Genomic DNA, 25,341 nt, shown 5'->3' on the forward strand with positions numbered 1-25,341 from the left:
CGGCGTCGTGACAGCGGCGAGCGGCACGCGCCGCGAATCCGGCTGCCGCGACCTCGCGAATCCTGGCTCCCGGGCTCGAAAAGCGGGACTGTTGAGCATACGCCGGCGCGCCGGACGTTGCAGCCGCGACGCCACGCGCGCCTCGGCGAACGCGCCGCAGCAAGAAGCGGTAACGCCTCGTAAGCGGTTCGCATCGACATGCCGGGCCTTCCGGACAGCCTGAAATCCCCGCCAACCCGCGTAAATCCGTGCGTCAGGCGCGGCGGGCGCGAATGCGCCGGACCTTGCGCGAAACGGGGCGCAATAGTTTGTGCAAGAACTCTCAAGTTTTTTTCAGGCCCGCCGTCAACCTTCACTGAGGCGGCCAGCAATGAACGATGTGCTTCCGCCGTTTTCAACGTGGCCAGGATTCAAAGACTCTAGCCTCTACGGAGAATTCCATGCTTAGCATCAACAGTAATATTTCGTCGCTCGTCGCCCAGGAAAATCTGAGCGGCTCGGGTAGCGCGCTTTCGCAGGCCATCACGCGCCTGTCGTCGGGCAAGCGCATCAACAGCGCGGCAGACGACGCAGCCGGTCTCGCGATCTCGACGACCCTGCAAACGGCGATCAACGGCCTCACGCAAGGCGTGTCGAACGCGAACGACGGCGTTTCGATGGTCCAGACGGCTAGCACGGGTCTGAGCCAGATCACGCAAAGCTTGCAAACCATTCGCCAGCTCGCCAACGAAGCCGCGGGCGGCTCGCTCTCCTCGAGCAACCAGGCAGCGCTGCAACAGGAAGTGTCGCAGCAGATCGCCGAAGTGAACCGTCTCGCGTCGCAAACGACGTACAACGGCATCAACCTGCTGAACGGCACGGCCGGCAACATCTCGGTTCAAGTCGGCTCGAACGTCGGCCAAACCATCTCGATCAACCTGAGCCAGGGCGTTTCGGCGGCTTCGCTCGGCAGCGGCCCGGTCCAGGCCGGCAACACGCTCGGCACGATCACGGGCCTCGACCTGAACTCGAACGGCACGGTCAACACGACGGCCAACGCCGCCGCGATCACCTCGATCAACGTGCTGGCCGACGGTCACGGCGGCTTCACGTACACCGACCAGAACAACCAGGTTCTCTCGAGCGCGGCTTCGGCGGCCCTGTTCACGACGACGTCGACGAACGGCATCAGCAGCATCGCCCTGAACAGCAGCGCAAGCAACGGCCTGAACCTGAGCACGGAAATGTCGGGCATCACGGCAGCCGCGGCGGGCTGGGGTTCGACGGCTACGTCGGGTCAAGTGCTGGGCACGCTTTCCGGCCTGAGCATCAACCCGGCCAACGGTTCGGCCGCTTCGGCCGGCACGGCCAACACGATCACGTCGATCACCGTCGAATCGAACGGCAGCGGCGGCGTGCAGTTCGTCGACCAGAACGGCAACTCGCTGTCGAGCACGGTGACGTCGGCCCTGTTCTCGGGCGCGGCGGTTTCGGGCGGCGCGGCTTCGACGCTGGCGTTCAACGGCACGGCTCCGACCAGCACGATCGGCACGAGCTCGGTCCAGACGTACCCGACCAACACGACTTCGCTCGCTTCGATCAACTACAACAACGCACCGACCTCGGTGGCCGCTGTCAACATCAGCACGACGCAAGGCGCGAACCTCGCGATGGAAACGGTCGACAACGCACTCGCGACGATCAACAACATCCAGGCAACGCTCGGCGCCGCGCAGAACCGTCTGACGGGCATCTCGACGTCGCAGCAAGCTGAGTCGACCGACCTGTCGAGCGCGCAATCGCAGATCACCGACGCGGACTTCGCGCAGGAAACGGCGAACCTGAGCAAGGCGCAAGTGCTGCAACAAGCCGGTATCTCGGTGCTGGCGCAAGCCAACTCGCAGCCGCAGCAAGTGCTCAAGCTCCTCCAGTAATCGGAGCCGGGCGATAGCCGCGGGCGCGCTGTGCAGAAGTCGCACGGCGCGCCCGCGCAACCATTTGAGCCGCATGCCGCGCGCATGCGGCGTTTGTACAAGCGACCTCTTCTTCCGGCATATGGCCGGATCGCGTAGTCCAGAGCCAGTACGGAGCACACATGTCAACCGTCAGCGGAACCTCGTCCACGACCTCCACCACGGCGGCGCAATCCGCCGCCCAGGCCCAGGCAGCCGCGCAAGCCGCGCTGCAACAGGCCGCGCAGTCGATCATCGGCAGTTCCACGGGCAGCTCGCTTGACGTGTCGTCGCTCGTCTCGGCGCTCGTCACCGCGAAAGTCGCGGGCCAAACGGCCACGCTGACCGCGGAAACGACTTCCGACAACGCACAGATTTCCGCCTGGGGCCAGCTTTCGGCTTCGCTCTCGGGCCTCCAGACTTCCATCGCACCGCTTTTCAACGGCTCGATGCTCACGGCGTTCACGGCCACGGCAAGCGGCACGGGCGTGACGGCCTCCGCCGGCAGCGGCGCGGTGGCGGGCAGCTACACGCTCGACGTCTCGCAGATCGCGAGCGCGCAAAGCCTGACCTCGAGCGCGTTCACGACCACCCAGGCGCAGTCGCTCGGCTCGGGCGCGATGACGATCCAGGTCGGGTCGTCGTCGATGACGCTCAACATCAATTCGTCGAACGACAGCCTGAGCGGCATCGCCTCGGCGATCAACTCGTCCAGCAGCAACCCGGGTCTCACGGCTTCGGTGATTACCGGCTCGGACGGCCAGCATCTCGTGCTCACGTCGAAAAGCACCGGCGCGGCGAACACCATCAACATCACGGTCAACGCCACCTCGAGCACGGCGCTGCAAAGTCTCGCCGTCACCACGACGGCAGCGGACGATGCGACCGCGGGCAGCAAATCCACGGTTGCGCAAACGTCCAACTGGAACCAGACTTCGGCCGCGCTCGACGCGGTGTTCACCGTCAACGGCGCGAATGCGACGAGCGCGAGCAACACCGTCACGAGCGTCGTCAACGGTCTGACGATCGGCTTGACGGCGGCCGCCGTCGACACCTCCACGGACCACAGCGGCGGGCAGACGATCACCGTGGCGAGCGACACCTCCAACGAGGTGTCCGACATCAGCAACTTCGTGACCGCGTACAACTCGCTCATGAGCACGATCAGCACGCTGACCGCGTTCAACTCGAGCGCGGCGGCGGGTTCGCAAGGCGCCACGCTGCTCGGCGACTCGCTCGTGACCAACCTGCGCACGACGCTCGGCAATATCGTCGGCGGCACGGTGTCGAGCGACGGCGTGAGCGGCACGCTGGCTTCGATGGGCATCACGCTGAACGCGGACGGCACGCTCTCGCTCGACTCGTCGGCGCTCAGCACGGCGGTCGCGAACAATCCTTCGCAAGTGGCGGCGGTCTTCAATCTGACCAACGGTATCGGCCAGCAGCTCAACGCGGCGGTCACGCCCTACGCGCAGTCGGACGGCCTGATCGATTCGCGCATCAGCGCGGCCACCACCGACCTGAACAACGTGACGACGCAGACTCAGGCGCTGACGGCCTACAGCCAGCAGCTCACCTCGCAGTACAACGCGCAGTTCACCGCGCTGAACACGCTGATGACGACCACCACCAACGACGCGGCTTACCTGACGCAGTTGTTCGGCGGCGCCAACAGCAGCGGCACGCTCAACAAGTCGTCCTGAGGCGCGAGGCTAGACCATGACGGATACGACGCAATTGCAACGGGTCGAGCGCGTGCTCGCGCTGACCGTCGAGATCGAGGAAGCCGCGGCGCTTTCCGACTGGGAGCGCGCCGCGCGCGTGACCGAGGAGCGCTCGCCGCTGCTGCGTTCGATCGCGGCCACCGACGACCCGGCGATTCTCGCGCGAATCCGCCGCATTCAGGATCTGGACGCGGCGCGCCTGCGCGACGCACATCTGGCGCAATCGCAGCTTTCGGCCGAATTCGGCGGCGCGGTCAGCAATATCCGCGCGGCGTCGCTGTATCAACGGGTGGCGCGCTTCTGATCGGCGCCGGCCGCGCGCCGATCCGACCGGAAAGCCTGGGAAGCCCGCCTCGCGCGGGCTTTTTTCCGCCCGCTCCCAAGGTGGCGAATTGCGCCGCTTTCCCGCCTCTACTCCCGCGATCGTCGCCGGAACGGCCTCGCTACACTGCTTCGTGACACAACACGTTCCTCGCCGGCGTAGCGACGAAGCCCGGGCCACGCCTTTTCCGCCCGGCAACACAAGGAAGTCCATGAACATCGAAACCGATCTGCAAGAGGCGATCGAGCATCACGCGAACCAGCGCTTCGAAGCGGCCGCGCTGGCGTACCGCGCGGTTCTCGCCGCCGCGCCGCGCCACCCGGACGCCAATCATTACCTCGGACTCCTGATGGTGCAGACCCAGGGCGTGGCGAGCGGCGTGCCGTTCCTCGTTTCGGCGGTGGAAGCGGCACCGGAGCGCGAGGAATTCCGTGCGGTGTGCGTCGAGGCGCTGACGCTCGAAGGCCGGCACGACGACGCGCGCAGCCTGCGCGAAGGCGGCGCGCCAAAGCCGTCTGTCGATGCGGACGTGGCCGCGAACGTCGCCGTGGATGCCGATGCCGGCGTCGATCCCCGGCCGCGGCCCGAATCCGCGCCCGCCGGCGCACCGGCAAGCGCAACGGCAAGCGCGAGCGCGCCGGCCGAAGCGGACGCCGCGCTCGAAGCGCTCGCGCGCGAGTTCGAAGCGACGATCGACACGCTGCACGCGCAGGCGCTCCACGACAACGCCGAAACGCTTGCGCTGGAGATGGTCAAGCTCCTGCCCGATCACGGCTTCGGCTGGAAAACGCTCGCGCACGCGCAATTGCGGCGCGGCAGGCTCGACGCCGCGCTCGCGCCGCTCGAACACGCCGTGGCGCGGCTGCCCGACGACGCGGAACTCGCGTTCCATCTGGCCGCCGCGCGGGCCATGCGCGACGGCATTGCCGAAGAAAACGCCGGCAATTTCGCCGCCGCCGGGCGCCATTACGCCCAGGTGCTGGCCGCGCACCCGGCTTTCCCGCCCGCGCATCATCGCCTCGGATTTTGCGGCGTCATGCTCGGCCAGCCCGAAGGCGCGATCCCGCACCTCGAAAAAGCGCTGGGCGGCGACCCGATGAACCTCCAGTACTGGACGCATTACATCGACGCCTTGCTGCACGCGAACCAACTCGACGCCGCCTGGATCGCGATGGGCATGGCGCAGGAGCGCGGTCTGGAAGGCGACGTGGCCGAAGGCCTCATCAACATCATGACGCAGCTCGGCCTGACGGCCGGGGCGCGCCTCCACCGCGTGCAGCCCTCGGCACCCCAGGCGGCCGCGGCGCCCGTGGCGCAGCAGGCCGCCAAAAACGCGCCCACGCCGCGCCTGCTGCACTCGCTCTCGGACGCGATGGAGCCGGAGCGGGCCTACATCGACGAATTGATCGCGCGCTTCAATCGCGGCGAGATCGCCGAGGTGGCCGAAGCCGCGCGCGCGCTCGTGGAGCGCTTCCCGGCGCACGGCTTCGGCTGGAAAGCGCTCGCCGTCGCCCTGCACCGGCTCGGGCAGTACGAGGAGTCGGACCGGCGCGCCGCCCGCGCGCTCGAAATCATGCCCGGCGACACGGATCTGCTGCAAATCGTCATCGCCATGCGTGCCGCCAAAGGCAGCTTCGACGACGCCGAAGCGATGGCGCGCGAAGTCATCGCGAAGCATCCCGATCACGTGGAAGGCCACCGCCTGTTGGGCGCGGTGCTGATGTCGCAAGGCCGGCTCGATGAATCGCTCGCCGCCGCGCAACGCGCGGTCGATCTCGCCAGCAACGCGTGGCTGCCGAACAACACGCTGGCCGTAACGCTCATGAAGCTCGGGCGGCTCGACGAGGCCGCGGCCTATTTCCGCCGCGCGAGCGATCTCAATCCCGCCGACGACATGTCGCACAGCAATCTGGCGTTCTGTCTCACGCACATCGATCACATCACTCCCGAAGCGCTCTACGCCGAACATCGGCGCTTCGCCGAGAAGTTCGAAGCGCCGCTCAAGCCGCACTGGGCGCCGCACGCCAACACGCGCGACCCCGAACGACAACTGCGCGTCGGCTTCATTTCCGGCGACTTCTGCCATCACGCCGTGGCGAGCTTTTTCGAGCCGATGCTCGCGCCGCTTTCGCGCGACCCCGGCCTGACGCTCTACGCCTACTCGAACACGACCATCGACGATTCGGTGACGCGCCGCCTGCGCGACGGTTTCGCGCACTGGCGCGACGTGGTGGGCACCTCGAACGACGCGCTCGCGGAGCAGATTCGCGCGGACGGCATCGACATTCTCATCGACCTGTCGGGGCACACGGCGCAGAACCGCTTGCTCGCGATCGCGCGCAAGCCTGCGCCCGTGCAGGCGTGCGCGATCGGCTATCCGGGCACGACGGGCCTGGACGCGGTGGACTATTTCCTCGCCGACCGCTTCTGGGTGCCGTCGGACAAGTTCCGCAACCAGTTCAGCGAACAGATCGTCTATCTGCCGACGATGGCGCCGTTCGAAGCCGACCGCCTGTGCCCGCCGGTCAACCATCTGCCGGCGCTGCACAACGGTTACGTCACCTTCGGCAGCTTCAACCGTCTCGACAAGATCAACGAGGACGTGATCGAGCTGTGGTCGCGCCTGCTGCACGAAGTGCCCGGCTCGCGCATGCTGATCGCGGCGATGCCCAAGGGCAGCGCCGGCCCGGATCAGGTCGCGCAATGGTTCGCGCGCCACGGCATCGGCCGGGAGCGGCTCGACTTCAAGCCGCGCGCCGGCATCGCCGTGTATCTGCAACAGCATCATCGCGTCGATATCTGTCTCGACACGTTCCCGTTTTCGGGTCTCACGACCGCGCTGCATTCGCTGTGGATGGGCGTGCCGACGCTCACGCTGCCGGGGCGCACGGTGCCGGGCCGCAGCGGCCTGACCGCGATGTCGCACGTGGGCCTGGAAAGCTTTATCGCAACGGACCGCGACGACTTCGTGCGGCGCGGCGTGGCGTTCGCCTCCGACATTCCCGCGCTGGCCGAACTGCGGCTCGGCATGCGCGAGCGTTGCCGCCGCTCGCCGATGTTCCGCCCCGAACTGGCGGCCGCGAGCCTGTCGCTCGCGCTGCGCGGCATGTGGCGGCGCTGGTGCGAAGGGTTGCCGCCGGAGTCGTTCACGGTTTCGGGGACCGACGACCAATCCGCCCCATTCGGCACCGACGAATGAGTGCCTCCACGATTACCGATAAAAGCATCGACATGCAGAAAAAAGATTTCATCATTTGCGCGCCGCTCGAACTGGTGTTCCTGTCGCACGGCGCCATGACGCTCGTTCAACTGGCTCGCGCCATCGAACGATCGGGGCGATCGGCGTTCGTCTGCACCTACCAGTTCGTCAACGGTCGCGAGGCGATTCTCGACATCGATTTCGACAGCTATCAGCCGGCCAATGCCGCGGAAAAAGTCTTTGTCGACAAAGTGAATCGGGTTCGCAGCGAATTCGGTATCCGCATGCTCAGGAATTTCACGCCTGAGCGAATCGACGGCTGCTATGTGGTGTATCCCGAAGTGATGCGCTTCAATGCGCTCAATGCAAAGCGCGTCGTGCGCTATTTCCTGAACAAGGATACGCACGTGCCCAACACGCGGGTCGAAGTCGGACCCGACGACTTCGTCCTGTCGTTCTCGGACGCAATGCATCCGGACCCTCATCATGTATCGCTTTATGTCGGCGACGATTCGGCGCTTTTCAACAACGAGGGCACCTATCCGGCTACCGAGCGCAAGATGGACATCACCTACATCGGCAAAGGGGATCAGTACGGACTGAGCGGGGTGATTCCCGGCACGATCGAAATCACCCGCACGTGGCCCACGACCAAGGAACAGCTCGCGATCCTGCTACGCAATTGCCGCTTCTTCTACACGGGCGACGCGTGTACCAAGCTGAATCTGGAAGCCCTGAGCTGCGGCGCCATTCCCGCGTTCATTCATAACGGGCCGTGGACCGACGCGGAAATCGACGGCGGCGAATTCGGTGTCTTCCCGCGCCTGCACGCCGGCACGAAGGAGCGCGACACGTTCCTCGAAACGTTCGAAGTCCAACGAACCGAATATCTCGGCCGCTTGCGCAGTTATATCGACGGTTGGGATGCCAATATTGCCCGGTTTATCGAAAAGGTCGACGCCCATTTCGACGCGAGATGAAGGCCGGCGGCAACATCGCGCCCGCGGGAATGCCGTGCCGTTCGTCACCCGTGCGCGGCGAAGCCGGATTCCCGCGCCCCGGCGACAAGTCCTTGTCCCGCAATGATCTCCACGACGCGAGAAAGCGGCGCGGGCCAACCCAACCGCATTAGAACGGAACGTTGAACAGCTCCTGCGCCTTGCAGGGCTTCGAACGGCGCCGAACCCGCACCGCCCCGCTTTCGTCCGTGAAGGCAATCGAATCGGACGGAATCTCGCGGTTGAATACGAGCGTGTTGACGCCTATCGACGTTCGATCGCCCACCGCGTGATTGCCGACCAACTTGGCGCCCGCGGACAGAAACACCCCTTTTCCGATGTTCATGGGCGGATTGGCCGTGTTGACCGTAACGTTTTGAAGCACGACGAGAAAATCAGAATAATTCGCGTGCCCAAGCACGGAGCCGACCGCGTGCTCGAAATAAAATATTTTGGGTAATTCGACTTTGTACGAAAGAAATATCGAATGGAGCATTCGGTTCAATACGGTCAGCTTGTCGCAAATGACCCGGTTCCCCGAGCGATGCCAAAGACTGTTCGCGAGCAGATAGAGAAACGAACAATACTGGTCCGAGTGCAGATGCGAAAACGTCACCGCTCCGGCTTCGTTGTAACCCCGCGCGGCAATATGCCGAAAACAGAATTCGAGTCGATCCAGAGCCAGCGCCAGGGCAGCGTCGACGTCGGCGCCCTCGAACGCGTGCCCGTCGGGAAAGAATGTCGTGAGTTGCGCATTGATATAGCGCTTCAATTCCTGGCGAGGAAGCGAGAGTCGCATGCGAGGAGGCTCGATAAGAACAGGAATGGAAGAACGGGAGTCACGCTCGCCCGATTAAACCGGCGGCACGCCGGTCATGCGCTCAAATGTCGTTGCCGCCGCCGGGCTCGCCTCGATGCAATGCAACGCGAACCGGTACGCACGATATGCGGCGGAGTGTATTGTGCCGCCCTCGCGGGGATCGCCATCAATGGATTTGACTTGCCAATTGGGTGCTTTTCGGGGCTTTGACTGCCCGGCCGGCCACCTACCATGTGCAGCATCAAAACCCATATTCAGGACGATCAGTGAAAGCCGTGATTCTTGCCGGCGGCCTTGGGACCCGGCTGATGGAAGAGACGATTGTCAGGCCCAAGCCGCTTGTCGAAATCGGTGGCAAGCCGGTGCTCTGGCACATCATGAAGACCTATGCCGCCAACGGGATCAACGATTTCATCGTCTGCGTCGGCTACAAAGGCTATCTGATCAAGGAGTACTTCGCCAACTACATGCTGCACAACGCCGACGTCACGTTCGACGTCGCGCGCGGCACCATGGAAGTGCATCACAACACCGCGGAACCGTGGCGCGTGACCGTCGTGGACACGGGCGAGCGAACCATGACGGGCGGCCGCCTCAAGCGCGTGCGCCCCTATATCGGCAACGACGACTTCTGCATGACGTACGGCGACGGCGTGGGCGACATCGACATCGCCGCGCTGATCCGCTATCACAAGTCGCACGGCCGCCATGCAACCGTCACGGCCGCGCAGCCGCCGGGCCGCTTCGGAGCACTGAACATCGAAGGCGACACCGTCATCTCCTTCAAGGAAAAGCCGCACGGCGACGGCAGTTGGGTCAATGCCGGCTTTTTCGTGCTCAAGCCGAAGGTGCTCGATTACATCGACGACGACGATACGCTGTGGGAGGCGGACCCGATCGAGCGAATCGCGCGCGACGACCAGTTGCGCGCTCACTTCCATCGAGGCTTCTGGCAGCCGATGGACACCTTGCGCGACAAAACGCTGCTCGACGAACTGTGGAATAACGGCACCGCGCCGTGGAAGCGCTGGTGAGCATGAACCGCAACCATTTCTGGCGAAACCGGCGCGTCTTCGTCACCGGGCACACCGGCTTCAAGGGTTCCTGGCTCGCGCTGTGGCTAGACCGGCTCGGTGCGCGCACGACCGGCTACGCACTGCCGCCGCCGACGACACCGAGCCTTTACGAACTCGCCCGCGTCGATGCGCGGATCGATTCGGTGATCGGCGACGTGCGCGACGCTGCGCAGTTGCGCGCCGCGATGGGCGCCGCGCAGCCCGAGATCGTGTTCCACCTTGCCGCCCAGCCGCTGGTCCGCGCCAGCTACATGGAGCCGGCCGCGACGTTCTCGACCAACGTGATGGGCACGGTCAATCTGCTCGACGCCGTGCGGGCCACGCCTTCCGTACGCTCGGTCGTCGTCGTCACGACGGACAAGTGCTACCGGAATCAGGAATGGGCATGGGGTTATCGGGAATCGGACCCGCTGGGCGGTCACGACCCGTATAGCGCGAGCAAGGCCGCGACGGAACTCGTGGCGTCCGCCTATCGAGCGTCGTTTCTCGAAGCGGGCGGCGTGACGGTGTCGACCGCGCGCGCCGGCAACGTGATCGGCGGCGGCGACTTCGCGCAAGACCGGCTGTTGCCCGATTTCGTGCGCGCCGCCGCCACGGACACCGAACTGGAGATACGCCACCCGGACGCGACCCGTCCCTGGCAGTTCGTCCTCGACCCGCTGCGCGGCTACCTGGAGCTGGCCGAACGCGGCTTCGCGCGGGAACCCGGCATTGCCGACGCGTGGAACTTCGGCCCCGACGAAAACAGTGTGCGAACGGTGCGCGAAGTCGTCGACGGATTCATCACATCGTGCTCGCTGAGCCGGCCGCCACGCGTGCGGTTCGGCGCACAGACCGCGCAGCCTCACGAAGCGACGCTGCTGAAGCTCGACACCTCGAAGGCCCGCGCGCGTCTTGCGTGGCGTCCGGCGCTGGATTTGCGCACGACGCTCGACCTGACCGCCGACTGGTATCGCACGTGGCTCGAAGGCGGCGACGTGCATGCGCTCACCATGAAACAGCTCGCGCGCCATCTGGAAGCGTAGCCCTCGCTCCGCCTTCCAGCGGCCTCGATGCGGCCTCGATGCGGCCTCGATGCAGCGTTTAAAGCCGCCTCCGCATCGCCGCCACACCGCCTCCGCATTGCCGTCGCGCCGCCTCCGCGGCGTCTGCCGGATAGCGTCTCCGCCTGCCTCCCGCGACCGTCCGAATTGCGCAGAAAAGTGCCCGGTATTCCCGGCTTAAAGATTAGCCGCCGTTCGTACACTAGCGACACGGAATATTTCACATGGCGCGGGCGCAACAGCGCAGGCGGCGGTAATCAGGATGGGCACAAGCATGAATCAGGACGCGCTCAGGCGAGAAATCCTCGCACTGGTCGAGCGGTACGCGCAGCAAGGCTGCGCGCCACAGACGTTCGTTCCGGGCACGCACACGATCGCTCCGGCGGGCAAGGTGATCGGCGCGGACGAAATGAAGAACATGGTCGAAGCGGCGCTGGATGGCTGGCTGACCACGGGCCGATTCAACGACGCGTTCGAAGCGGCGCTCGCGCGCGTGCTGGGCGTGCCCTACGTGTCGACGGTCAACTCCGGATCGTCGGCCAATTTGCTCGCCTTCTCGGCGCTTACGTCGCCGCAGCTCGGCGACCGCGCCATCCGCCCGGGCGACGAAGTCATCGGCGTCGCGGCGGGGTTCCCGACCACGGTCAACCCGATCCTGCAATTCGGCGCGATTCCCGTGTTCGTCGACATCGACATTCCGACCTACAACGTGGACCCCGCCCTGCTCGAAGCCGCGATCTCGCCGAAGACAAAGGCGATCATGCTCGCGCATACGCTCGGCAATCCGTTCAATCTCGAAGTCGTGACCGCGCTTTGCCGCAAGCACGGCCTGTGGTTGATCGAGGACTGCTGCGACGCGCTCGGCGCCACGTTCCAGGGCCAGCTTGCCGGCACCTTTGGCGATATCGGCACGCTCAGCTTCTACCCGGCTCACCATATCACCATGGGCGAAGGCGGCGCGGTGTTCACGCGCGACCCGCAACTGAAGCTGATTGTCGATTCGTTCCGCGACTGGGGACGGGACTGCTATTGCGCGCCCGGCAAGGACAACACCTGCAACAAGCGCTTTTGCTGGAAGCTCGGCGATCTGCCGCCGGGCTACGACCACAAGTACACGTACTCGCATCTCGGCTACAACCTGAAGATAACCGACATGCAGGCGTCGTGCGGTCTCGCGCAACTCGGGCGGCTCGACGGGTTCATCAACCGCCGGCGGGAAAACTTCGCATTCCTGCATAACCGGCTGCGAAGCTGCGAAGAATATCTGATCTTGCCGGAAGCGACGCCGGGCAGCAATCCGTCGTGGTTCGGCTTCCCGCTGACGCTGCGCGAGAACGCGCCCGTGAGCCGCACCGATCTGTTGACCTATCTCGATCAGAAAAAAGTCGGCACGCGCCTGCTGTTCGGCGGCAACCTGCTGCGACAGCCGTATATGAAAGGCCGGACGTACCGCGTCGCGTCACCGCTCACGCGAACGGACACCGTCATGCACCATACGTTCTGGATCGGCGTGTATCCCGGCCTCGACGAAGCAATGCTCGACTACGCCGCGAGCGCGATCGAGCAGTATCTCGGCATCGCGTTTTGATGGCCGGCGGCACGTAATCATGACGACGCACCGATACGCGAGCCGACCTGCCGCGCCCGGCGCCTCCAACGTCGAGAATAGCAATGCATGACATTCCAACCGGCTTCTCGCTGTTTCGCGAAGACCTCGAGCACGTGCGCCGCGAACTCGCGCCGCTGTGGCCCGAGCTTCGCGGAGCCCACCTTTTCCTGACCGGCGGCACCGGCTTCTTCGGCATCTGGCTGCTCGAAACGCTTCTCTGGGCCAACGAGGCGCAGCGCCTCGGCTTGAAGATCACCGTCTTGAGCCGCACGCCCGAGCGGTTCCTGACCGAGCGGGCGCCGCATCTACGCGATCACGCGGCCTTGCGCTTCGTCGCGGGCACGTCGGCGGACTTCGCCATGCCCGCGGAGCCTTGCTCGCATATCCTGCACGCCGCATCGGAAAGCAACGCCGACCAACGCGCGGACTGGGCCGAACGGCAGTTGAATTCGGCCATCGACGGCACGCGCCGCCTCATCGAAATGGCCGTCAGGCACCAGTCGCAATCGCTGCTGCTGACGAGTTCGGGCTCCGTCTACCTGCCTTCCGACGCGAGCGACGCGAGCGACGCGATGCGGTATGCGGAAGGCCCCGCCAGCCTCGCCGACTATGTGTCGGAGCGCAGCGTCTACGGCCAGACGAAGCGCACGATGGAAGTCATGACGGCTGTTGCGGCCCGGAAGCACGGCTTCAACGCGCTGATCGCACGGTGTTTCGCGTTCGTCGGTCCGTATCTGCCGCTCGAGCACAACTACGCCATCGGCAACCTCGTCCGCGACGCGCTCGAGGGGCACCAACTGGTCGTGACAGGCGACGGCACGCCGCTGCGCTCCTATCTCTACGCCGCCGACCTCGTCGTGTGGCTGCTCACGATTCTCGTTCGCGGCCGCACCGGCGTACCGTACAACGTCGGCGGCAAGGAAGCCGTTTCCATCGGCGAGCTGGCGCATCGCGTCGCCGCCGTGGCGGGCGCGCCGGCCGACTGCGTGACGATCAGGGGCACGCCCGTGCCGGGTGCGATTCCGGCAGCGTATCTGCCGTCGCTTTCGCGTATCGAATCGGATCTCGGCGTGCGTGCCGCCATCGCGCTCGACGACGCGATCGGACGAACGCTCGCCTGGCACCGCCTGCGAGCGGGCGCGCGATAGCGACCGAAACCGCGCAAACCACTGGACACATTTTTCTTTCCGCACGGCTCCCGGCGCAACGTTCCGGAGCCTTCCGCAAGATCACTTTTTATCGAGCTAGTCAAAATGGCAATCAGTGTCGCCGATTATGTTTTCCAGCGTGTCGCCGAGGAAGGCGTCAAGGACGTGTTCATGGTGTCCGGCGGCGGCATCATGTACCTGTGCGATGCCGTGGGCCGCTCGCCCAGCCTGCGCTACTGGTGCAACTATCACGAACAGGCCTGCGCCATTGCCGCCGAAGGTTATGCCCGCGTGACCGAGGGCCTCGGCGTGTGTCTTGTGACGACCGGACCGGGGAGCACCAATGCGCTTTCCGGCATCGCGGGCGCGTGGGTCGATTCGATTCCGGTTCTCGTGATCTCGGGACAAGTCCGCACGGCCATCATGGCCGACTACGAGCGCCAGCGTCAGGTGGGGCCGCAGGAAATCAATATCACGCCCATGGCGGCGCCCGTCACGAAGCATGCGGTCACGGTCACGCGCGTCGAGGACGTTCGCTACGAACTCGAAAAGTGCCTGTATCTGGCGCGCGCGGGCCGTCCCGGCCCCGTCTGGCTGAACCTGCCGCTCGACATCCAGTCGGCGATGATCGAACCGGCCGAACAGCGCGCCTACGTTCCCGAGGCCGCCGCCACGCCCGAACTCGCCACCGCCGTCGTCGCCCAGATCGCCGAACTGTTCGCGCAAGCGCGGCGGCCTGTCGTGCTCTACGGCAACGGCGTGGTGCTCAGCGGCGCCCGCAAGTCGTTTCGCAAGCTCGTCGAGGATCTGCGCGTTCCCGCGATGTCGACGATCAGCGCCATGGACGTGCTCCCCGAAGACCATCCGTTCTTCCAGGGCCGCATCGGCCCCGGCGGCCAGCGCCGCGCCAACTTCGCCCTCCAGAATTCCGACCTCGTGCTCGCCATCGGCACGAGCTTGTCCATCTCGGCCATCGGCTTCAGCGACCGGTTCGCGCCCAAGGCAAAGAAGATCCTCGTGAACATCGACGAGGGAGACCTCGAAAAGCGCAACGTCACGATTGATTTGTCGGTGCTCGCCGACGCGAGCGAATTCATCGCGGCGCTTCACGGTCAGCTCGAATTGCTCGATCGCGAAACCCCGCAACGCTGGCTCGACGCCTGCGCGACGTGGAAGTCGGAATACCCGCCGATGCCTTCGGCCGAACATCTGCAACAGAGCCATGTGGACATCTATGCGGCGTACGACGAGCTTTCCCGGCAACTGGGCGCGACCGACGTCGTCGTGAGCGGCAACTCGCTCGACGGCTGCATCATCGCTTATCAGAACCACCGGGTGAAAGACGGCCAGGTGGCATTTACGAGCGCCTGCATGGGCGCAATGGGCTGGGATCTTCCCGCGCTCGTCGGCGCGTGCATCGCGGACGACCGCCGGCGCCGCGGCGTTCTCGTCACCGGCGACGGCAGCGTGCTGTTCAACATCCAGGAGCTGATGTTCCTGGGTCACAACCGCCTTAACGCGAAAATCTTCATCAGCAACAACGACGGCTACCAGAGCATACGCAACACCCAGACGCGCTTTTTCGACGGGCGCGAGGTCGGCACCGATACTCGCTCGGGCGTGGGCAACCCGAACTTCGAGCAGCTTGCCGCCGCGTTCAACCTGAAGTATCTGCGCATCGCCTCGAATGCCGAACTCGAGGCATCCATCGCCCGCGTGTTCGCCGACGACGAACCGTGGATCGTCGAGATGATGGTGTCCCAGCAACAGCAGCGCTTTCGCGCAAGCTCCTACCGCAAGCCGGACGGCACGCTGGCCTCGCGCCCCATGGAGGACATGGACCCGCTGCTGCCGCGCGAGGAACTGGAACGCAACATGACGATGTTCGATAACGACTAAACACGTCCGGCCGCCCGGCGCCGCCTCTCGTGCCGGGCCGCATCGACCGATCTCGCAAAGGAAGCTCATGTCATCCAAACGAAAAATCCTGATCACCGGCGCTGACGGGTTCATCGGCTCGCATCTGACCGAGCATCTCGTGCGCGCCGGGTACGACGTCCGGGCGTTCGTGCTTTACAACTCCTTCAATTCATGGGGATGGCTGGATCACGCGAGCGCCGAGGTGCGCTCCGCCGTCGAAATCTTCGCGGGCGACATTCGCGACCCGAACGGCGTTCGCAACGCAGTCAAAGGATGCGACGTCGTCCTGCACCTTGCCGCGCTGATCGCGATTCCGTACTCGTACCATTCGCCCGATACCTACGTCGACACCAACATCAAGGGCACGCTGAACATCGTGCAGGCCGCGCGCGACTTCGGCGCGCGCGTGGTGCATACGTCCACGAGCGAGGTGTACGGCACGGCGCTGACGGTGCCGATTTCCGAAAGCCATCCGCTTCAAGGCCAGTCGCCGTATTCGGCCTCGAAGATCGGCGCGGATCAGATCGCATTGTCGTTCCATCTGTCGTTCGGCACGCCGGTCACGGTGCTGCGCCCGTTCAACACGTATGGTCCGCGCCAGTCCGCGCGGGCCGTGATTCCGAGCATCATCACGCAAATCGCCAACGGGCAACGCACCATCAAACTGGGTTCGCTGCATCCGACACGCGATTTCAACTACGTCACCGACACCGTGCGCGCCTTCGAAGCCGCGATGAACAGCGACGCCGCCGTGGGGCAGACGCTCAATGCCGGCAGCGGATTCGAGATCAGCATCGGCGACACGGTCAAGGTCATCGCGGAAACGATGAACGTCGAGATTCGCGTCGAAACCGACGAAGCGCGCCTGCGTCCGGAAAAGAGCGAGGTGGAAAGGCTGCTCGCCGACGCGACGCGGCTGCGCACGTCGACCGGCTGGGCGCCGGAATACGGCGACCTCGAAGGCTTTCGCCGGGGAATCGCGAAAACCGTGCAATGGTTCATGGAACCGGCCAACCTCTCGGGCTACAAGGCCCATCTCTACAACATCTAGGCCATGACGCGCGCCCACGACATCCTGCGCATCGTCCGCGAGACCTACGGCGGCTCCGGCCCGCTGCCTTTGCACGCCCCGGTGTTCGGCGGCAATGAGCGAGCCTACGTTCAGGCCACGATCGACTCGACGTTCGTCTCCTCGGTAGGCGCGTACGTCGATCAGTTCGAGCACATGCTGGCCGCGTTCACGGGGGCGCGACACGTCGTCGCCACCTCGAACGGCACGACGGCATTGCACATGGCCCTGTTGCTCGCGGACGTACGGCCCGGCGACCTCGTCGTCACCCAATCGCTGAGCTTCGTCGCCACGGCAAATGCCATTGCTCACGCGTCGGCCGCGCCTGCATTCGTCGACGTGGAGATCGGCACGCTGGGCATGTCGCCCGATGCGCTGCGCGCATTTCTCGAAAGCGAGTGCGACCGCACCGAAGGCGGCACGCGCCATCGTGCGTCGGGGCGGCGCGTGTCGGCGTGCGTGCCGATGCATTCGTTCGGCTTCCCATGCCGCATCGACGAAATCGCCGGGATTTGCGCGCGCTGGAATCTCGCGCTCGTCGAGGACGCCGCCGAGGCGCTCGGCAGTTGGCGCGACGCGCGGCATTGCGGCACGACGGGGCTACTGGGAACCCTGAGCTTCAACGGCAACAAGATCTGCACGACGGGCGGCGGCGGCGCCATCATGACCAACGACGCCGGCCTGGCGAAGCGCGCCCGGCATCTAACGACGACCGCGAAAGTCCCGCACCGCTGGCGCTTCGAACATGACGAGATCGGCTACAACTTCCGGCTTCCCAATCTGAACGCGGCACTCGGCTGCGCGCAACTCGAGCGGCTGGAAGACTTCCTTGCCTTCAAACGCGGGCTCGCGCAGCGCTATGGCGAGGCTTTCGGTGCGGCGGGCATCCCTTTTCTGACCGAACCGGAGAACACGCGCTCGAACTACTGGCTGTGCGCGATCCTGCTCGACGACGAAAAAGAACGCGACGCTTGCCTCGAAGTCACGAACGACGCGGGTGTCATGACGCGTCCCGTCTGGGAGCCGCTGCACACCTTGCCGATGTTCGCGCAGAGCCCGCGCGGGCCGCTGGCCGTGACCGAACACGTCGCGGCGCGGCTGGTCAACATTCCGAGCGGCGTGCGTGCCGGAGCGCCGGCATGAAGGACATCGTGCTGGTTGGCGGCGGCGGGCATTGCAAGTCCGTGATCGATGTGCTGGAAGCAACGGCGGACTGGCGTATCGCGGGCGTCGTGGAACGCCGCGGCAGCGAGATTCGCGAGGTGCTGGGCTATCCGGTAATCGGCTTCGACGAAGACCTCGCCTCGTTGCGCGAGCGCTATGCATTCGCGCTGGTCACCTGCGGCCAGGTCAAAACGCCGGAGCCGAGAATGCGCCTCTTTCGTGCGCTGAAAGCCGCGGGTTTCGCGCTGCCCACGCTGATCTCGCCGCGCGCCCATGTTGCGCGCTCGGCGGCGCTGGGCGAGGGAACCGTCGTCATGCACGGGGCGCACGTCGGGCCCGCCGCGCGGATCGGCGCGAATACGATCGTCAACAGCCGCGCCTTGATCGAGCATGACGCCCTCGTCGGCAGTCATTGCCACATCGCGACCTCCGCGACCGTCAACGGCGGCGTCACGGTCGGCGACCGCAGCCTGATCGGCAGCGGCGCCGTCTGCCGCGAAGGCGTCTGCATCGGCGCCGGCTGCATCGTCGGAATGGGAACCCGCGTGCTCAAACCGCTACCGGACGGCACGCTGTTTATTGGAGCACACGCCGCATGAACCCGATCTGCACGATCATCGCCGAGGCCGGCGTCAATCACAACGGCTCCGTGGAACTGGCCTTTCGTCTCGTGGACGTGGCCGCGCAAGCGCAAGCCGATTACGTCAAATTCCAGACGTTCCAGGCGGAGAAACTCGTCACGCGCCAAGCGCCCAAGGCGAATTACCAGAAGCTCACGAGCGGCGCGAGCGAATCGCAATTCGACATGTTGAAGCGGCTGGAATTGCCGCCGTCCGCCTTTCGCGACATCGCCTCGTATTGCGACGAAAAGAAGGTCGGCTTCCTGTCCACGCCGTTCGACGCGGAATCGGCGGATTTTCTCGCCAGCATCGGCATGCGGGCGCTCAAGGTCTCGTCGGGCGATCTCACCGATATTCCGTTCCTGCGCCAGCTCGGCGCGATGGGCCTTCCGGTCATCCTCTCCACCGGCATGGCCACGCTCGGCGAAGTGGAAGACGCACTGGAGACGCTCGAGGCGGCCGGCACACCGCTCGAACGCGTGACGGTGCTGCATTGCACGACCGAATACCCGGCGCCGGTGGAGGACGTCAATCTTCGCGCCATGCTCACGCTCGGCACGGCCTTTCCGCGCGTGCGCGTGGGCTATTCCGATCACACCGAGGGCATCGACATTCCCATCGCCGCCGCGGCGCTCGGCGCGCGCGTGCTGGAGAAGCACGTCACGCTGGATCGCTCGATGGAAGGGCCGGACCACCGAGCGAGCATCGAACCCGGCGAGTTGGCGCAGATGATCCGCGGCGTGCGCCGCGTGACTTCGGCGCTCGGTGACGGCCGCAAGCGTCCGTCGGCGTCGGAACGACCGAATCGCCTCGTGGCGCGCAAATCCATCGTCGCGAGCCGCGCGATCGCCAAGGGAGAGCCGCTCTCGGCCGACAACCTCGCCGTGCGGCGCCCCGGCACAGGCATTTCGCCCGCGCAATGGGATCGCGTGCTCGGCACGGTCGCCGCGCGCGACTACGCCGCCAACGAGCCCATCTGACATGAGCCGGTCTCTCCTCGTCATCGGCTACGGCTCCATCGGCGCGCGCCACGGCAGGCTGGCCGCCGAACTCGGCATGGACGTTTCGTGCGTGACGAGCCATCCCGCCGCGCCGTTTCCGCGCTTTGCGAGCGTTGCCGATGCGCTGGCTAACGACGCGCCGGCACACGTGGTGATCGCCAATGCCACCGGGCACCACGCCCACGCCCTGCGGGAACTCGCGAAGGCGGGATTTGCCGGCCACGCGCTCGTCGAAAAGCCACTGAGCCATACGCTGGACGACACGCTCGCCGCCCCCGCGTTCCCGACCTCCGTCGCCTACAACCTGCGCTTTCACCCGCTCGTGCAAGCCTTGCGCGCGGCGCTCGCGGACCGCCCGCTTCATAGCGCGAGCTTTTACGCGGGCCAGTATTTGCCGCAGTGGCGTCCGGGCACGGACTACCGTTCTTCGTACTCGGCACACCGGCATCTGGGCGGCGGCGTATTGCGCGACCTGTCACATGAAATCGACCTCGCGATCTGGTTATGCGGGCGGCCCCGCTCGGTCGCGGCCGTCGGCGGCCATCTGAGCGACCTCGAAATCGACAGCGACGACGTCTATTCGATCCTTGCTGTCCACGAGCGTTGCCCCGCGGTATCCATAACGGTCAATTACCTCGACCGCGCGCCGAAGCGCGTCATCACGATCAATGCGCGCGACCTGAGCGCGAGCGTCGATCTCGTCAACGGCACGCTGACACTGAACGGCAACACCGACTCTCGCGAAACCCCGCGCGACGCCACCTATCGCGCGCAACTACAAGCTTTTTTCGACAACGACACCTCCACGATGTGCAGCTTCGAGGAAGGGCGCGAAGTCATGCGCTTCATCGCGGCCGCCGAACTCGCCGCGTCGGGGTCGTGCTGGGTTCGCCCGTGATTCCTCCTGCAACGAATATCGACACCCGATGATGCGCACGATTTCAGAACTCATGTCCCTGTCCGGCAGAACCGCCCTGATTACCGGCGGCGCCGGCCACATCGGCGCCGCGATTGCCGAGGCACTGGCGGAAGCCGGCGCGACGATCGCGCTGGTCGACCGCCAGCGCGGCGATCTCGAACGATGCGCGGAGCGTATCCACGACGCGACCGGCGCCACGGTCGCGACTTTCGAAGCGGAACTCGCGGACGAAACGAGCGTACGCTCGCTGCCCGCGCGCGTGGCCGGCGAGTGCGGCGGGATCGACGTGCTCGTCAACTGCGCGGCATTCGTCGGCACGACGAAGCTCGACGGCTGGGCGGTCCCGTTCGAACAGCAGCACAGCGCGGCATGGCGCGCGGCCTTCGAGGTGAACGTCACGGCCGCGTTCGAACTCGTGCAGGAAGCGTTGCCGTGGCTCAAGCGCTCGGGGAAAGGGTCCGTGATCAACGTCGCCTCGCTTTACGGCGTCATGGGGCCCGACTGGCGGCTCTACGAAGGCACCTCGATGAGCAACCCGGCCGCTTACGGCGCAAGCAAGGGCGCGTTGATACAACTCACGAACTGGCTTTCCACGACCGTCGCTCCTCACGTGCGCGTGAACGCCATGAGCCCCGGCGGTGTCTGGCGCAATCAGCCCGCCGCGTTCGTAGAGCGCTACACGCAGCGAACGCCGCTTGCCCGCATGGCGACCGAAGAAGATTTCAAGGGCGTCGCGCTGTTCCTCGCCAGCGACCTGTCGAGCTACGTCACGGGCCAGAACATCGTCGTCGACGGCGGCTGGTGCGCGTGGTGACACCGCGCATGCCCTTTCCATCCTGATCTGCCCGATACCCCATTACGCCATGCGCACAATTTGCATTTTCACAGGCACTCGCGCCGAATACGGCCTGCTGCACCCGGTGATTCGGGCGCTGAAAGCGCGCCCGGACGTGACGGTCAAGTTGCTCGCGACCGGCTCGCACCTCGCGGTCGCGAACGGCGCGACCTCGCGTGAAATCACGGATGACGGCGTCGAGATCGACGAACGCGTGGAAGTGCTGATGGATAGCGCCACCGAAACGGGCGTGTGTACCGCGATGGGTCTCGGGATGATTCGCTATGGCGACGTATTCCAGCGCATGAAGCCCGACCTTCTCCTCGTGCTGGGCGATCGCTACGAAGCATTCGCGGCGGCGGCCGCGGCGACCGTCTGCGGAATTCCCATCGCGCATCTGTACGGCGGCGAATTGACGTTCGGCGCCATCGACGATGCGTTCCGCCACGCGATAACGAAGTTGAGTCACTTGCATTTCACGGCGACGCACGCCTATCGCGCCCGCGTCATCCAGCTCGGCGAGGACCCCGACTGCGTGGTCACCGTGGGCTCGCTGGGCGTGGAAAACACTCGCACGCTCGCGCTTCACGACAGGGAAGACACCGCGCGCCGCCTCGGCCTGGACATGGGCACGCCCTACTTCCTCGTCACGTTCCATCCGGCGACGCGTTCCGCGAAGGCGCCCGAAGTGCAGCTCGGCGCACTGCTCGAAGCGCTCGACGGCTTTCCCGGGCACGCAGTCGTCGTAACCGGAGCCAATGCCGACGCAGGCGGACTTGCCATCAACCGCCTTCTCGCGGAGCGCGCGGCCCGGCAACCGGAACGCTACCGGTTCCACATGTCGTTGGGAGCGAAGCTGTACCTGTCGGCGGCCCGCGATGCGTGCGCCGTCGTCGGCAATTCGTCGAGCGCGATCATCGAAGTGCCGTCGCTCGGCGTGCCGTGCGTGAACGTCGGCCCTCGCCAGGCCGGGCGCACCCATGGCGATGGCGTCATCTCCTGCGGCGACGACGCGCCGGAAATCGTCCCGGCGATACAGCGGGCGCTGTCACCGGAATTTCGCCGGCTCGCCGCCAGCGCGCGCAATCCCTACGACCATCCCGACACGACCGCGCAAATCGTCCGCGCACTGGTGTCGTTCGATCTGGATCGCGCGCGGAACAAGACGTTTCACGATCTTGGATAACCCCGCGAAGCCAAAGCGCGGATACGCGAAATCCCGCGCGCGAAACCTTCGTCCCTTTTTCGAGAGCCATCTGCTCGAGGAAACACCGATATGAACCCCCTTCACCTGGCTCGTCTCAAGGTATCCCTCGACGACAGTCTCTCCGATGTCATCGCCAGCATTCAGGCAAGCGGAGCGCTTGGTTGCGCGCTGATTTACGACGAGAGCGGGCGTTTCGTGAACATCGTCACCGACGGCGACGTCCGGCGCGCGTTTCTCGAAGGCAAGCAACTCAATGCCACGGCGCGCGATATTCACGAGATCAAGCTCAAGACGCCGCGGCCGACGCCCATCACGGCGCGCATCGATTCGACCCACGCCGAAAGAACCGCGCTTTTTCGGCAGAACTCGCTGCGCCAACTGATTCTCGTCGACGGGCACGGCGCGCCGGTCGACGTCATCGATCATCAAAGCATCAATGCGTCGCCCACCTACGTGAATCAGTCGTTCACCGCCGTCGTGATGGCAGGCGGCTTTGGGACGCGCCTGAGACCGCTCACGGCGGACACGCCCAAGCCGATGCTACAGGTGAACGGACGCCCGATGCTGGAAATCAGCATCGAGAAGCTGATCCGCTTCGGCGCGAATCGCATCGTCATTTCCACGCACTACCTTCCCGAGAAAATCGTCAGTCACTTCGGCAATGGCGAGCGTTTTGGCGTGCCCATCGAATACATTCAGGAAGAGACGCCGCTCGGAACCGGAGGCGCGCTATCCCGCCTTGCCTGCCAGGACAACACGACGCTTGTGTTCAACGGCGACATCCTGACCACGCTCGATGTCAGCATGTTCCTCGCCTACCATCTGCGAACCGAATCGGCGATGACCATTGCCGCGACGCAGTACAGTTTCGAGGTGCCGTTTGGCGTGGTCAGCTCGGCGGGATCGCAGGTGACGCATATCGAAGAAAAGCCGAAATTCAGCTTTCTCATCAATAGCGGCATCTATTTTCTTTCGCCCAAGGTTTTCGCGAACCTGCCCCAGAGCGGGCCCTATCACATGACGGACGTTGCGCACGATTTGATCCGGCGCGGCGCGAGCGTCTCGTGTTTTCCGATCTTCGAGCACTGGCTGGACGTCGGCCGTCCGAGCGACTACGATCTCGCGGCAAAACTCTTTTGAGCTGCGGGCACGAGCGAGGTGCGTGTGTCGATTTATGTGTTCCGGGGGACTCGACCGCGTGGGTCGAACGCGGCATAGGTCGCGTTTCGCCTTTTTTATGGCGTGAGGAGGTAGGAAGCGCTCGTTCGGAAATATGTCGCGCTGAAACAAAAAAGGCCCTCGGCGTTTGCCTTAGGGCCTTCATTTCGTCAGGTTTCATCGGACCTGGCATTCGTTCGAATTTCTTGGCGCGCCCGGCTGGGATCGAACCAGCAACCCCTGCCTTCGGAGGGCAGTACTCTATCCATTGAGCTACGGGCGCGTTGACATAACCTGAATGCCGGAACAGCAACCGGCACTCGAAGCAAGCGCGCTGCCACCGGACCGAAGAACACGGAAGAAAGCAGCGCTGACGTGAGTCCGAGAGAATACCCGGTTTCGCCTGCCCCGTCCACCGGGCGCGCCAGCCGCCGCACGACTCGCAAATAATAGGGAAGCATTCCCAGCGCGCATAACCGAAACCAAACTGAAACCGCAACAAAAAACCGCAAGCTCCGGGTAAACGCCCGCTGAACAGCGCCCGCCGGCAGGCACCCGCCGCAAAACCTTGCGACTATAATCGTCGGTGTTTGATCTGTCGCATGGCCACTGCCGTCCTGCTGTACCGCTCACCACAAGACCAACGGGAGACGAGACAAGCATGAGCGAAGCACCCCACGGAGCCCCGATCAAAACACCCGGCCAGCTGATCGCCGCTGTCGTCGCCGGGTTTGCCGTCCCCATCGTCATCATCATTTTGCTCGCGTATTACGTCGACAATACGACGCGCACCGGCGCGGGCACCGACGAACTGTCCGCCCAGCAGGTCGCCTCGCGCATCGCGCCCGTCGCGCAGGTGAACGTGCGCGACGCCAACGCCCCGCGCGTCTACAAAACCGGCGAACAGGTCTATCAGGCCGTGTGCTCGGCATGCCACGCAACGGGCGCGGCCGGCGCGCCGAAATTCGGCAACTCGGGCGATTGGGCGCCGCGCATCGCGCAAGGCTACGACACGCTCTGGAAAACGGCGCTCTCGGGCAAGGGCGCGATGCCGCCGCGCGGCGGCACGAGTCCCGACGATTACAGCGACTACGAAATCGGCCTCGCCGTCGCCTATATGGCGAACCACGGCGGCGCGAACTTCCAGGACCCGCCCAAACCGGCGCCGGGCGCCGCGAACGCCGCGAATACCGCGAATGCCGCTTCGGGCGCTGCCGGTTCGAATCCGGCCTCGGGCGCCGACGCCAACGCCGCCCAGGCGCAAGCCGCCGCAGCCGCGATCGCCGCCATTCCGCAGGCTTCGTCGGCACCGGCCGCGAGCGCCGACGCCTCGCAGGCCGGCAAGGCGCTCTACACGCAGGTCTGCCAGGCGTGCCACGCCGCGGGCGTGCTGGGCGCGCCGAAGTTCGGCAACAAGGCCGACTGGGCGCCGCGCCTGAAAGACCCGATGGACACGATCTACAACTACGCGCTGCACGGCAAGGGCCAGATGCCGCCGAAAGGCGGTTCGACCGCCTCGGACGCCGACGTGAAGGCCGCCGTCGACTACATGGTCAGCGCGGCAAAGTAAGCCGATAA

General features: G+C 65.2%; 19 protein-coding genes and 1 tRNA gene. 18 read left to right on the plus strand and 2 right to left on the minus strand.

Annotated features, from left to right (window positions below; all coding sequences use genetic code 11):
• Positions 1-440 precede the first annotated feature (440 nt).
• The 4 genes from U5805_RS12575 (at position 441) to U5805_RS12590 (ending at position 7,176) form a co-directional block, all read left to right on the plus strand.
• A complete protein-coding gene (locus U5805_RS12575; RefSeq protein ID WP_322103805.1) occupies positions 441-1,913 on the plus strand; it encodes a flagellin in 1,473 nt (490 codons plus the stop codon).
• A gap of 161 nt (positions 1,914-2,074) precedes the next feature.
• The gene (gene fliD, locus U5805_RS12580; protein ID WP_322103806.1) at positions 2,075-3,634 is read left to right on the plus strand and encodes a flagellar filament capping protein FliD; all 1,560 of its coding nucleotides are present in this window, start codon (positions 2,075-2,077) and stop codon (positions 3,632-3,634) included.
• A 16-nt stretch (positions 3,635-3,650) separates the two neighbouring features.
• Positions 3,651-3,959 carry a flagellar protein FliT gene (locus U5805_RS12585; RefSeq protein ID WP_322103807.1) on the plus strand — a complete coding sequence of 103 codons (309 nt, stop codon included), beginning with the start codon at positions 3,651-3,653 and terminating at the stop codon, positions 3,957-3,959.
• Positions 3,960-4,188: 229 nt separating this feature from the next.
• Positions 4,189-7,176, plus strand: a complete 2,988-nt coding sequence (locus U5805_RS12590; RefSeq protein ID WP_322103808.1) for a tetratricopeptide repeat protein — start codon at positions 4,189-4,191, stop codon at positions 7,174-7,176.
• A 1,128-nt stretch (positions 7,177-8,304) separates the two neighbouring features.
• Here the strand turns inward: U5805_RS12590 and U5805_RS12595 are convergent.
• Positions 8,305-8,973, minus strand: a complete 669-nt coding sequence (locus tag U5805_RS12595; RefSeq protein ID WP_322103809.1) for a hypothetical protein — start codon at positions 8,971-8,973, stop codon at positions 8,305-8,307.
• 287 nt (positions 8,974-9,260) lie between these two features.
• Between U5805_RS12595 and rfbF the strand changes: the two genes are divergently transcribed.
• The 13 genes from rfbF to U5805_RS12660 all read left to right on the plus strand — a co-directional run bounded on the left by rfbF (position 9,261) and on the right by U5805_RS12660 (position 23,745).
• Positions 9,261-10,028 carry a glucose-1-phosphate cytidylyltransferase gene (gene rfbF, locus U5805_RS12600; protein WP_322103810.1) on the plus strand — a complete coding sequence of 256 codons (768 nt, stop codon included), beginning with the start codon at positions 9,261-9,263 and terminating at the stop codon, positions 10,026-10,028.
• 2 nt (positions 10,029-10,030) lie between these two features.
• The gene (gene rfbG / locus U5805_RS12605; RefSeq protein WP_322103811.1) at positions 10,031-11,095 is read left to right on the plus strand and encodes a CDP-glucose 4,6-dehydratase; all 1,065 of its coding nucleotides are present in this window, start codon (positions 10,031-10,033) and stop codon (positions 11,093-11,095) included.
• 292 nt (positions 11,096-11,387) lie between these two features.
• Complete coding sequence (gene rfbH / locus U5805_RS12610; protein ID WP_322103812.1) at positions 11,388-12,701, plus strand: lipopolysaccharide biosynthesis protein RfbH; 1,314 nt, start codon at positions 11,388-11,390, stop codon at positions 12,699-12,701.
• Positions 12,702-12,784: 83 nt separating this feature from the next.
• A complete protein-coding gene (locus tag U5805_RS12615; protein ID WP_322103813.1) occupies positions 12,785-13,870 on the plus strand; it encodes an NAD(P)-dependent oxidoreductase in 1,086 nt (361 codons plus the stop codon).
• 105 nt (positions 13,871-13,975) lie between these two features.
• Positions 13,976-15,769: a thiamine pyrophosphate-binding protein gene (locus U5805_RS12620; RefSeq protein WP_322103814.1), complete on the plus strand. Its 1,794-nt coding sequence runs from the start codon at positions 13,976-13,978 to the stop codon at positions 15,767-15,769.
• A gap of 67 nt (positions 15,770-15,836) precedes the next feature.
• Positions 15,837-16,841, plus strand: a complete 1,005-nt coding sequence (locus U5805_RS12625; protein WP_322103815.1) for an NAD-dependent 4,6-dehydratase LegB — start codon at positions 15,837-15,839, stop codon at positions 16,839-16,841.
• Positions 16,842-16,844: 3 nt separating this feature from the next.
• Positions 16,845-18,002, plus strand: a complete 1,158-nt coding sequence (locus U5805_RS12630; RefSeq protein WP_322103816.1) for a LegC family aminotransferase — start codon at positions 16,845-16,847, stop codon at positions 18,000-18,002.
• Positions 17,999-18,622, plus strand: a complete 624-nt coding sequence (locus U5805_RS12635) for an acetyltransferase (RefSeq protein WP_322103817.1) — start codon at positions 17,999-18,001, stop codon at positions 18,620-18,622. The genes U5805_RS12630 and U5805_RS12635 overlap by 4 nt, the downstream gene beginning before the upstream one ends.
• A complete protein-coding gene (gene neuB, locus U5805_RS12640) occupies positions 18,619-19,623 on the plus strand; it encodes an N-acetylneuraminate synthase (protein ID WP_322103818.1) in 1,005 nt (334 codons plus the stop codon). Before U5805_RS12635 ends, neuB begins: the two co-directional genes overlap by 4 nt.
• A 1-nt stretch (position 19,624) precedes the next feature.
• Entirely contained in the window at positions 19,625-20,542 is a 918-nt protein-coding gene (locus tag U5805_RS12645; RefSeq protein WP_322103819.1) for a Gfo/Idh/MocA family protein, read from the plus strand.
• 52 nt (positions 20,543-20,594) lie between these two features.
• The gene (locus U5805_RS12650) at positions 20,595-21,377 is read left to right on the plus strand and encodes an SDR family oxidoreductase (protein ID WP_322103820.1); all 783 of its coding nucleotides are present in this window, start codon (positions 20,595-20,597) and stop codon (positions 21,375-21,377) included.
• Positions 21,259-22,584 carry a UDP-N-acetylglucosamine 2-epimerase gene (neuC, locus tag U5805_RS12655; protein ID WP_322103821.1) on the plus strand — a complete coding sequence of 442 codons (1,326 nt, stop codon included), beginning with the start codon at positions 21,259-21,261 and terminating at the stop codon, positions 22,582-22,584. The genes U5805_RS12650 and neuC overlap by 119 nt, the downstream gene beginning before the upstream one ends.
• Before the next feature lie 90 nt (positions 22,585-22,674).
• Positions 22,675-23,745 carry a nucleotidyltransferase family protein gene (locus U5805_RS12660; RefSeq protein ID WP_322103822.1) on the plus strand — a complete coding sequence of 357 codons (1,071 nt, stop codon included), beginning with the start codon at positions 22,675-22,677 and terminating at the stop codon, positions 23,743-23,745.
• A 225-nt stretch (positions 23,746-23,970) separates the two neighbouring features.
• On the opposite strand, the gene U5805_RS12665 is transcribed toward U5805_RS12660, so the two are convergent.
• Positions 23,971-24,046: transfer RNA gene (locus tag U5805_RS12665), tRNA-Arg, on the minus strand.
• A gap of 378 nt (positions 24,047-24,424) precedes the next feature.
• Between U5805_RS12665 and U5805_RS12670 the strand changes: the two genes are divergently transcribed.
• Complete coding sequence (locus U5805_RS12670; protein ID WP_322103823.1) at positions 24,425-25,333, plus strand: c-type cytochrome; 909 nt, start codon at positions 24,425-24,427, stop codon at positions 25,331-25,333.
• Positions 25,334-25,341 lie beyond the last annotated feature (8 nt).

It is taken from the genome of Paraburkholderia sp. J41, from assembly GCF_905220235.1.
GTDB lineage: Bacteria > Pseudomonadota > Gammaproteobacteria > Burkholderiales > Burkholderiaceae > Paraburkholderia.

What these genes read in the sequence shown, in the direction of transcription:
- U5805_RS12575 (WP_322103805.1), top strand. Translation starts at nt 441, where the DNA reads ATGCTTAGCATCAACAGTAATATTTCGTCGCTCGTCGCCCAGGAAAAT.
- fliD (WP_322103806.1), top strand. Translation starts at nt 2,075, where the DNA reads ATGTCAACCGTCAGCGGAACCTCGTCCACGACCTCCACCACGGCGGCG.
- U5805_RS12585 (WP_322103807.1), top strand. Translation starts at nt 3,651, where the DNA reads ATGACGGATACGACGCAATTGCAACGGGTCGAGCGCGTGCTCGCGCTG.
- U5805_RS12590 (WP_322103808.1), top strand. Translation starts at nt 4,189, where the DNA reads ATGAACATCGAAACCGATCTGCAAGAGGCGATCGAGCATCACGCGAAC.
- U5805_RS12595 (WP_322103809.1), bottom strand. Translation starts at nt 8,973, where the DNA reads ATGCGACTCTCGCTTCCTCGCCAGGAATTGAAGCGCTATATCAATGCG.
- rfbG (WP_322103811.1), top strand. Translation starts at nt 10,031, where the DNA reads ATGAACCGCAACCATTTCTGGCGAAACCGGCGCGTCTTCGTCACCGGG.
- rfbH (WP_322103812.1), top strand. Translation starts at nt 11,388, where the DNA reads ATGAATCAGGACGCGCTCAGGCGAGAAATCCTCGCACTGGTCGAGCGG.
- U5805_RS12615 (WP_322103813.1), top strand. Translation starts at nt 12,785, where the DNA reads ATGCATGACATTCCAACCGGCTTCTCGCTGTTTCGCGAAGACCTCGAG.
- U5805_RS12620 (WP_322103814.1), top strand. Translation starts at nt 13,976, where the DNA reads ATGGCAATCAGTGTCGCCGATTATGTTTTCCAGCGTGTCGCCGAGGAA.
- U5805_RS12625 (WP_322103815.1), top strand. Translation starts at nt 15,837, where the DNA reads ATGTCATCCAAACGAAAAATCCTGATCACCGGCGCTGACGGGTTCATC.
- U5805_RS12630 (WP_322103816.1), top strand. Translation starts at nt 16,845, where the DNA reads ATGACGCGCGCCCACGACATCCTGCGCATCGTCCGCGAGACCTACGGC.
- U5805_RS12635 (WP_322103817.1), top strand. Translation starts at nt 17,999, where the DNA reads ATGAAGGACATCGTGCTGGTTGGCGGCGGCGGGCATTGCAAGTCCGTG.
- neuB (WP_322103818.1), top strand. Translation starts at nt 18,619, where the DNA reads ATGAACCCGATCTGCACGATCATCGCCGAGGCCGGCGTCAATCACAAC.
- U5805_RS12645 (WP_322103819.1), top strand. Translation starts at nt 19,625, where the DNA reads ATGAGCCGGTCTCTCCTCGTCATCGGCTACGGCTCCATCGGCGCGCGC.
- U5805_RS12650 (WP_322103820.1), top strand. Translation starts at nt 20,595, where the DNA reads ATGTCCCTGTCCGGCAGAACCGCCCTGATTACCGGCGGCGCCGGCCAC.
- U5805_RS12660 (WP_322103822.1), top strand. Translation starts at nt 22,675, where the DNA reads ATGAACCCCCTTCACCTGGCTCGTCTCAAGGTATCCCTCGACGACAGT.
- U5805_RS12670 (WP_322103823.1), top strand. Translation starts at nt 24,425, where the DNA reads ATGAGCGAAGCACCCCACGGAGCCCCGATCAAAACACCCGGCCAGCTG.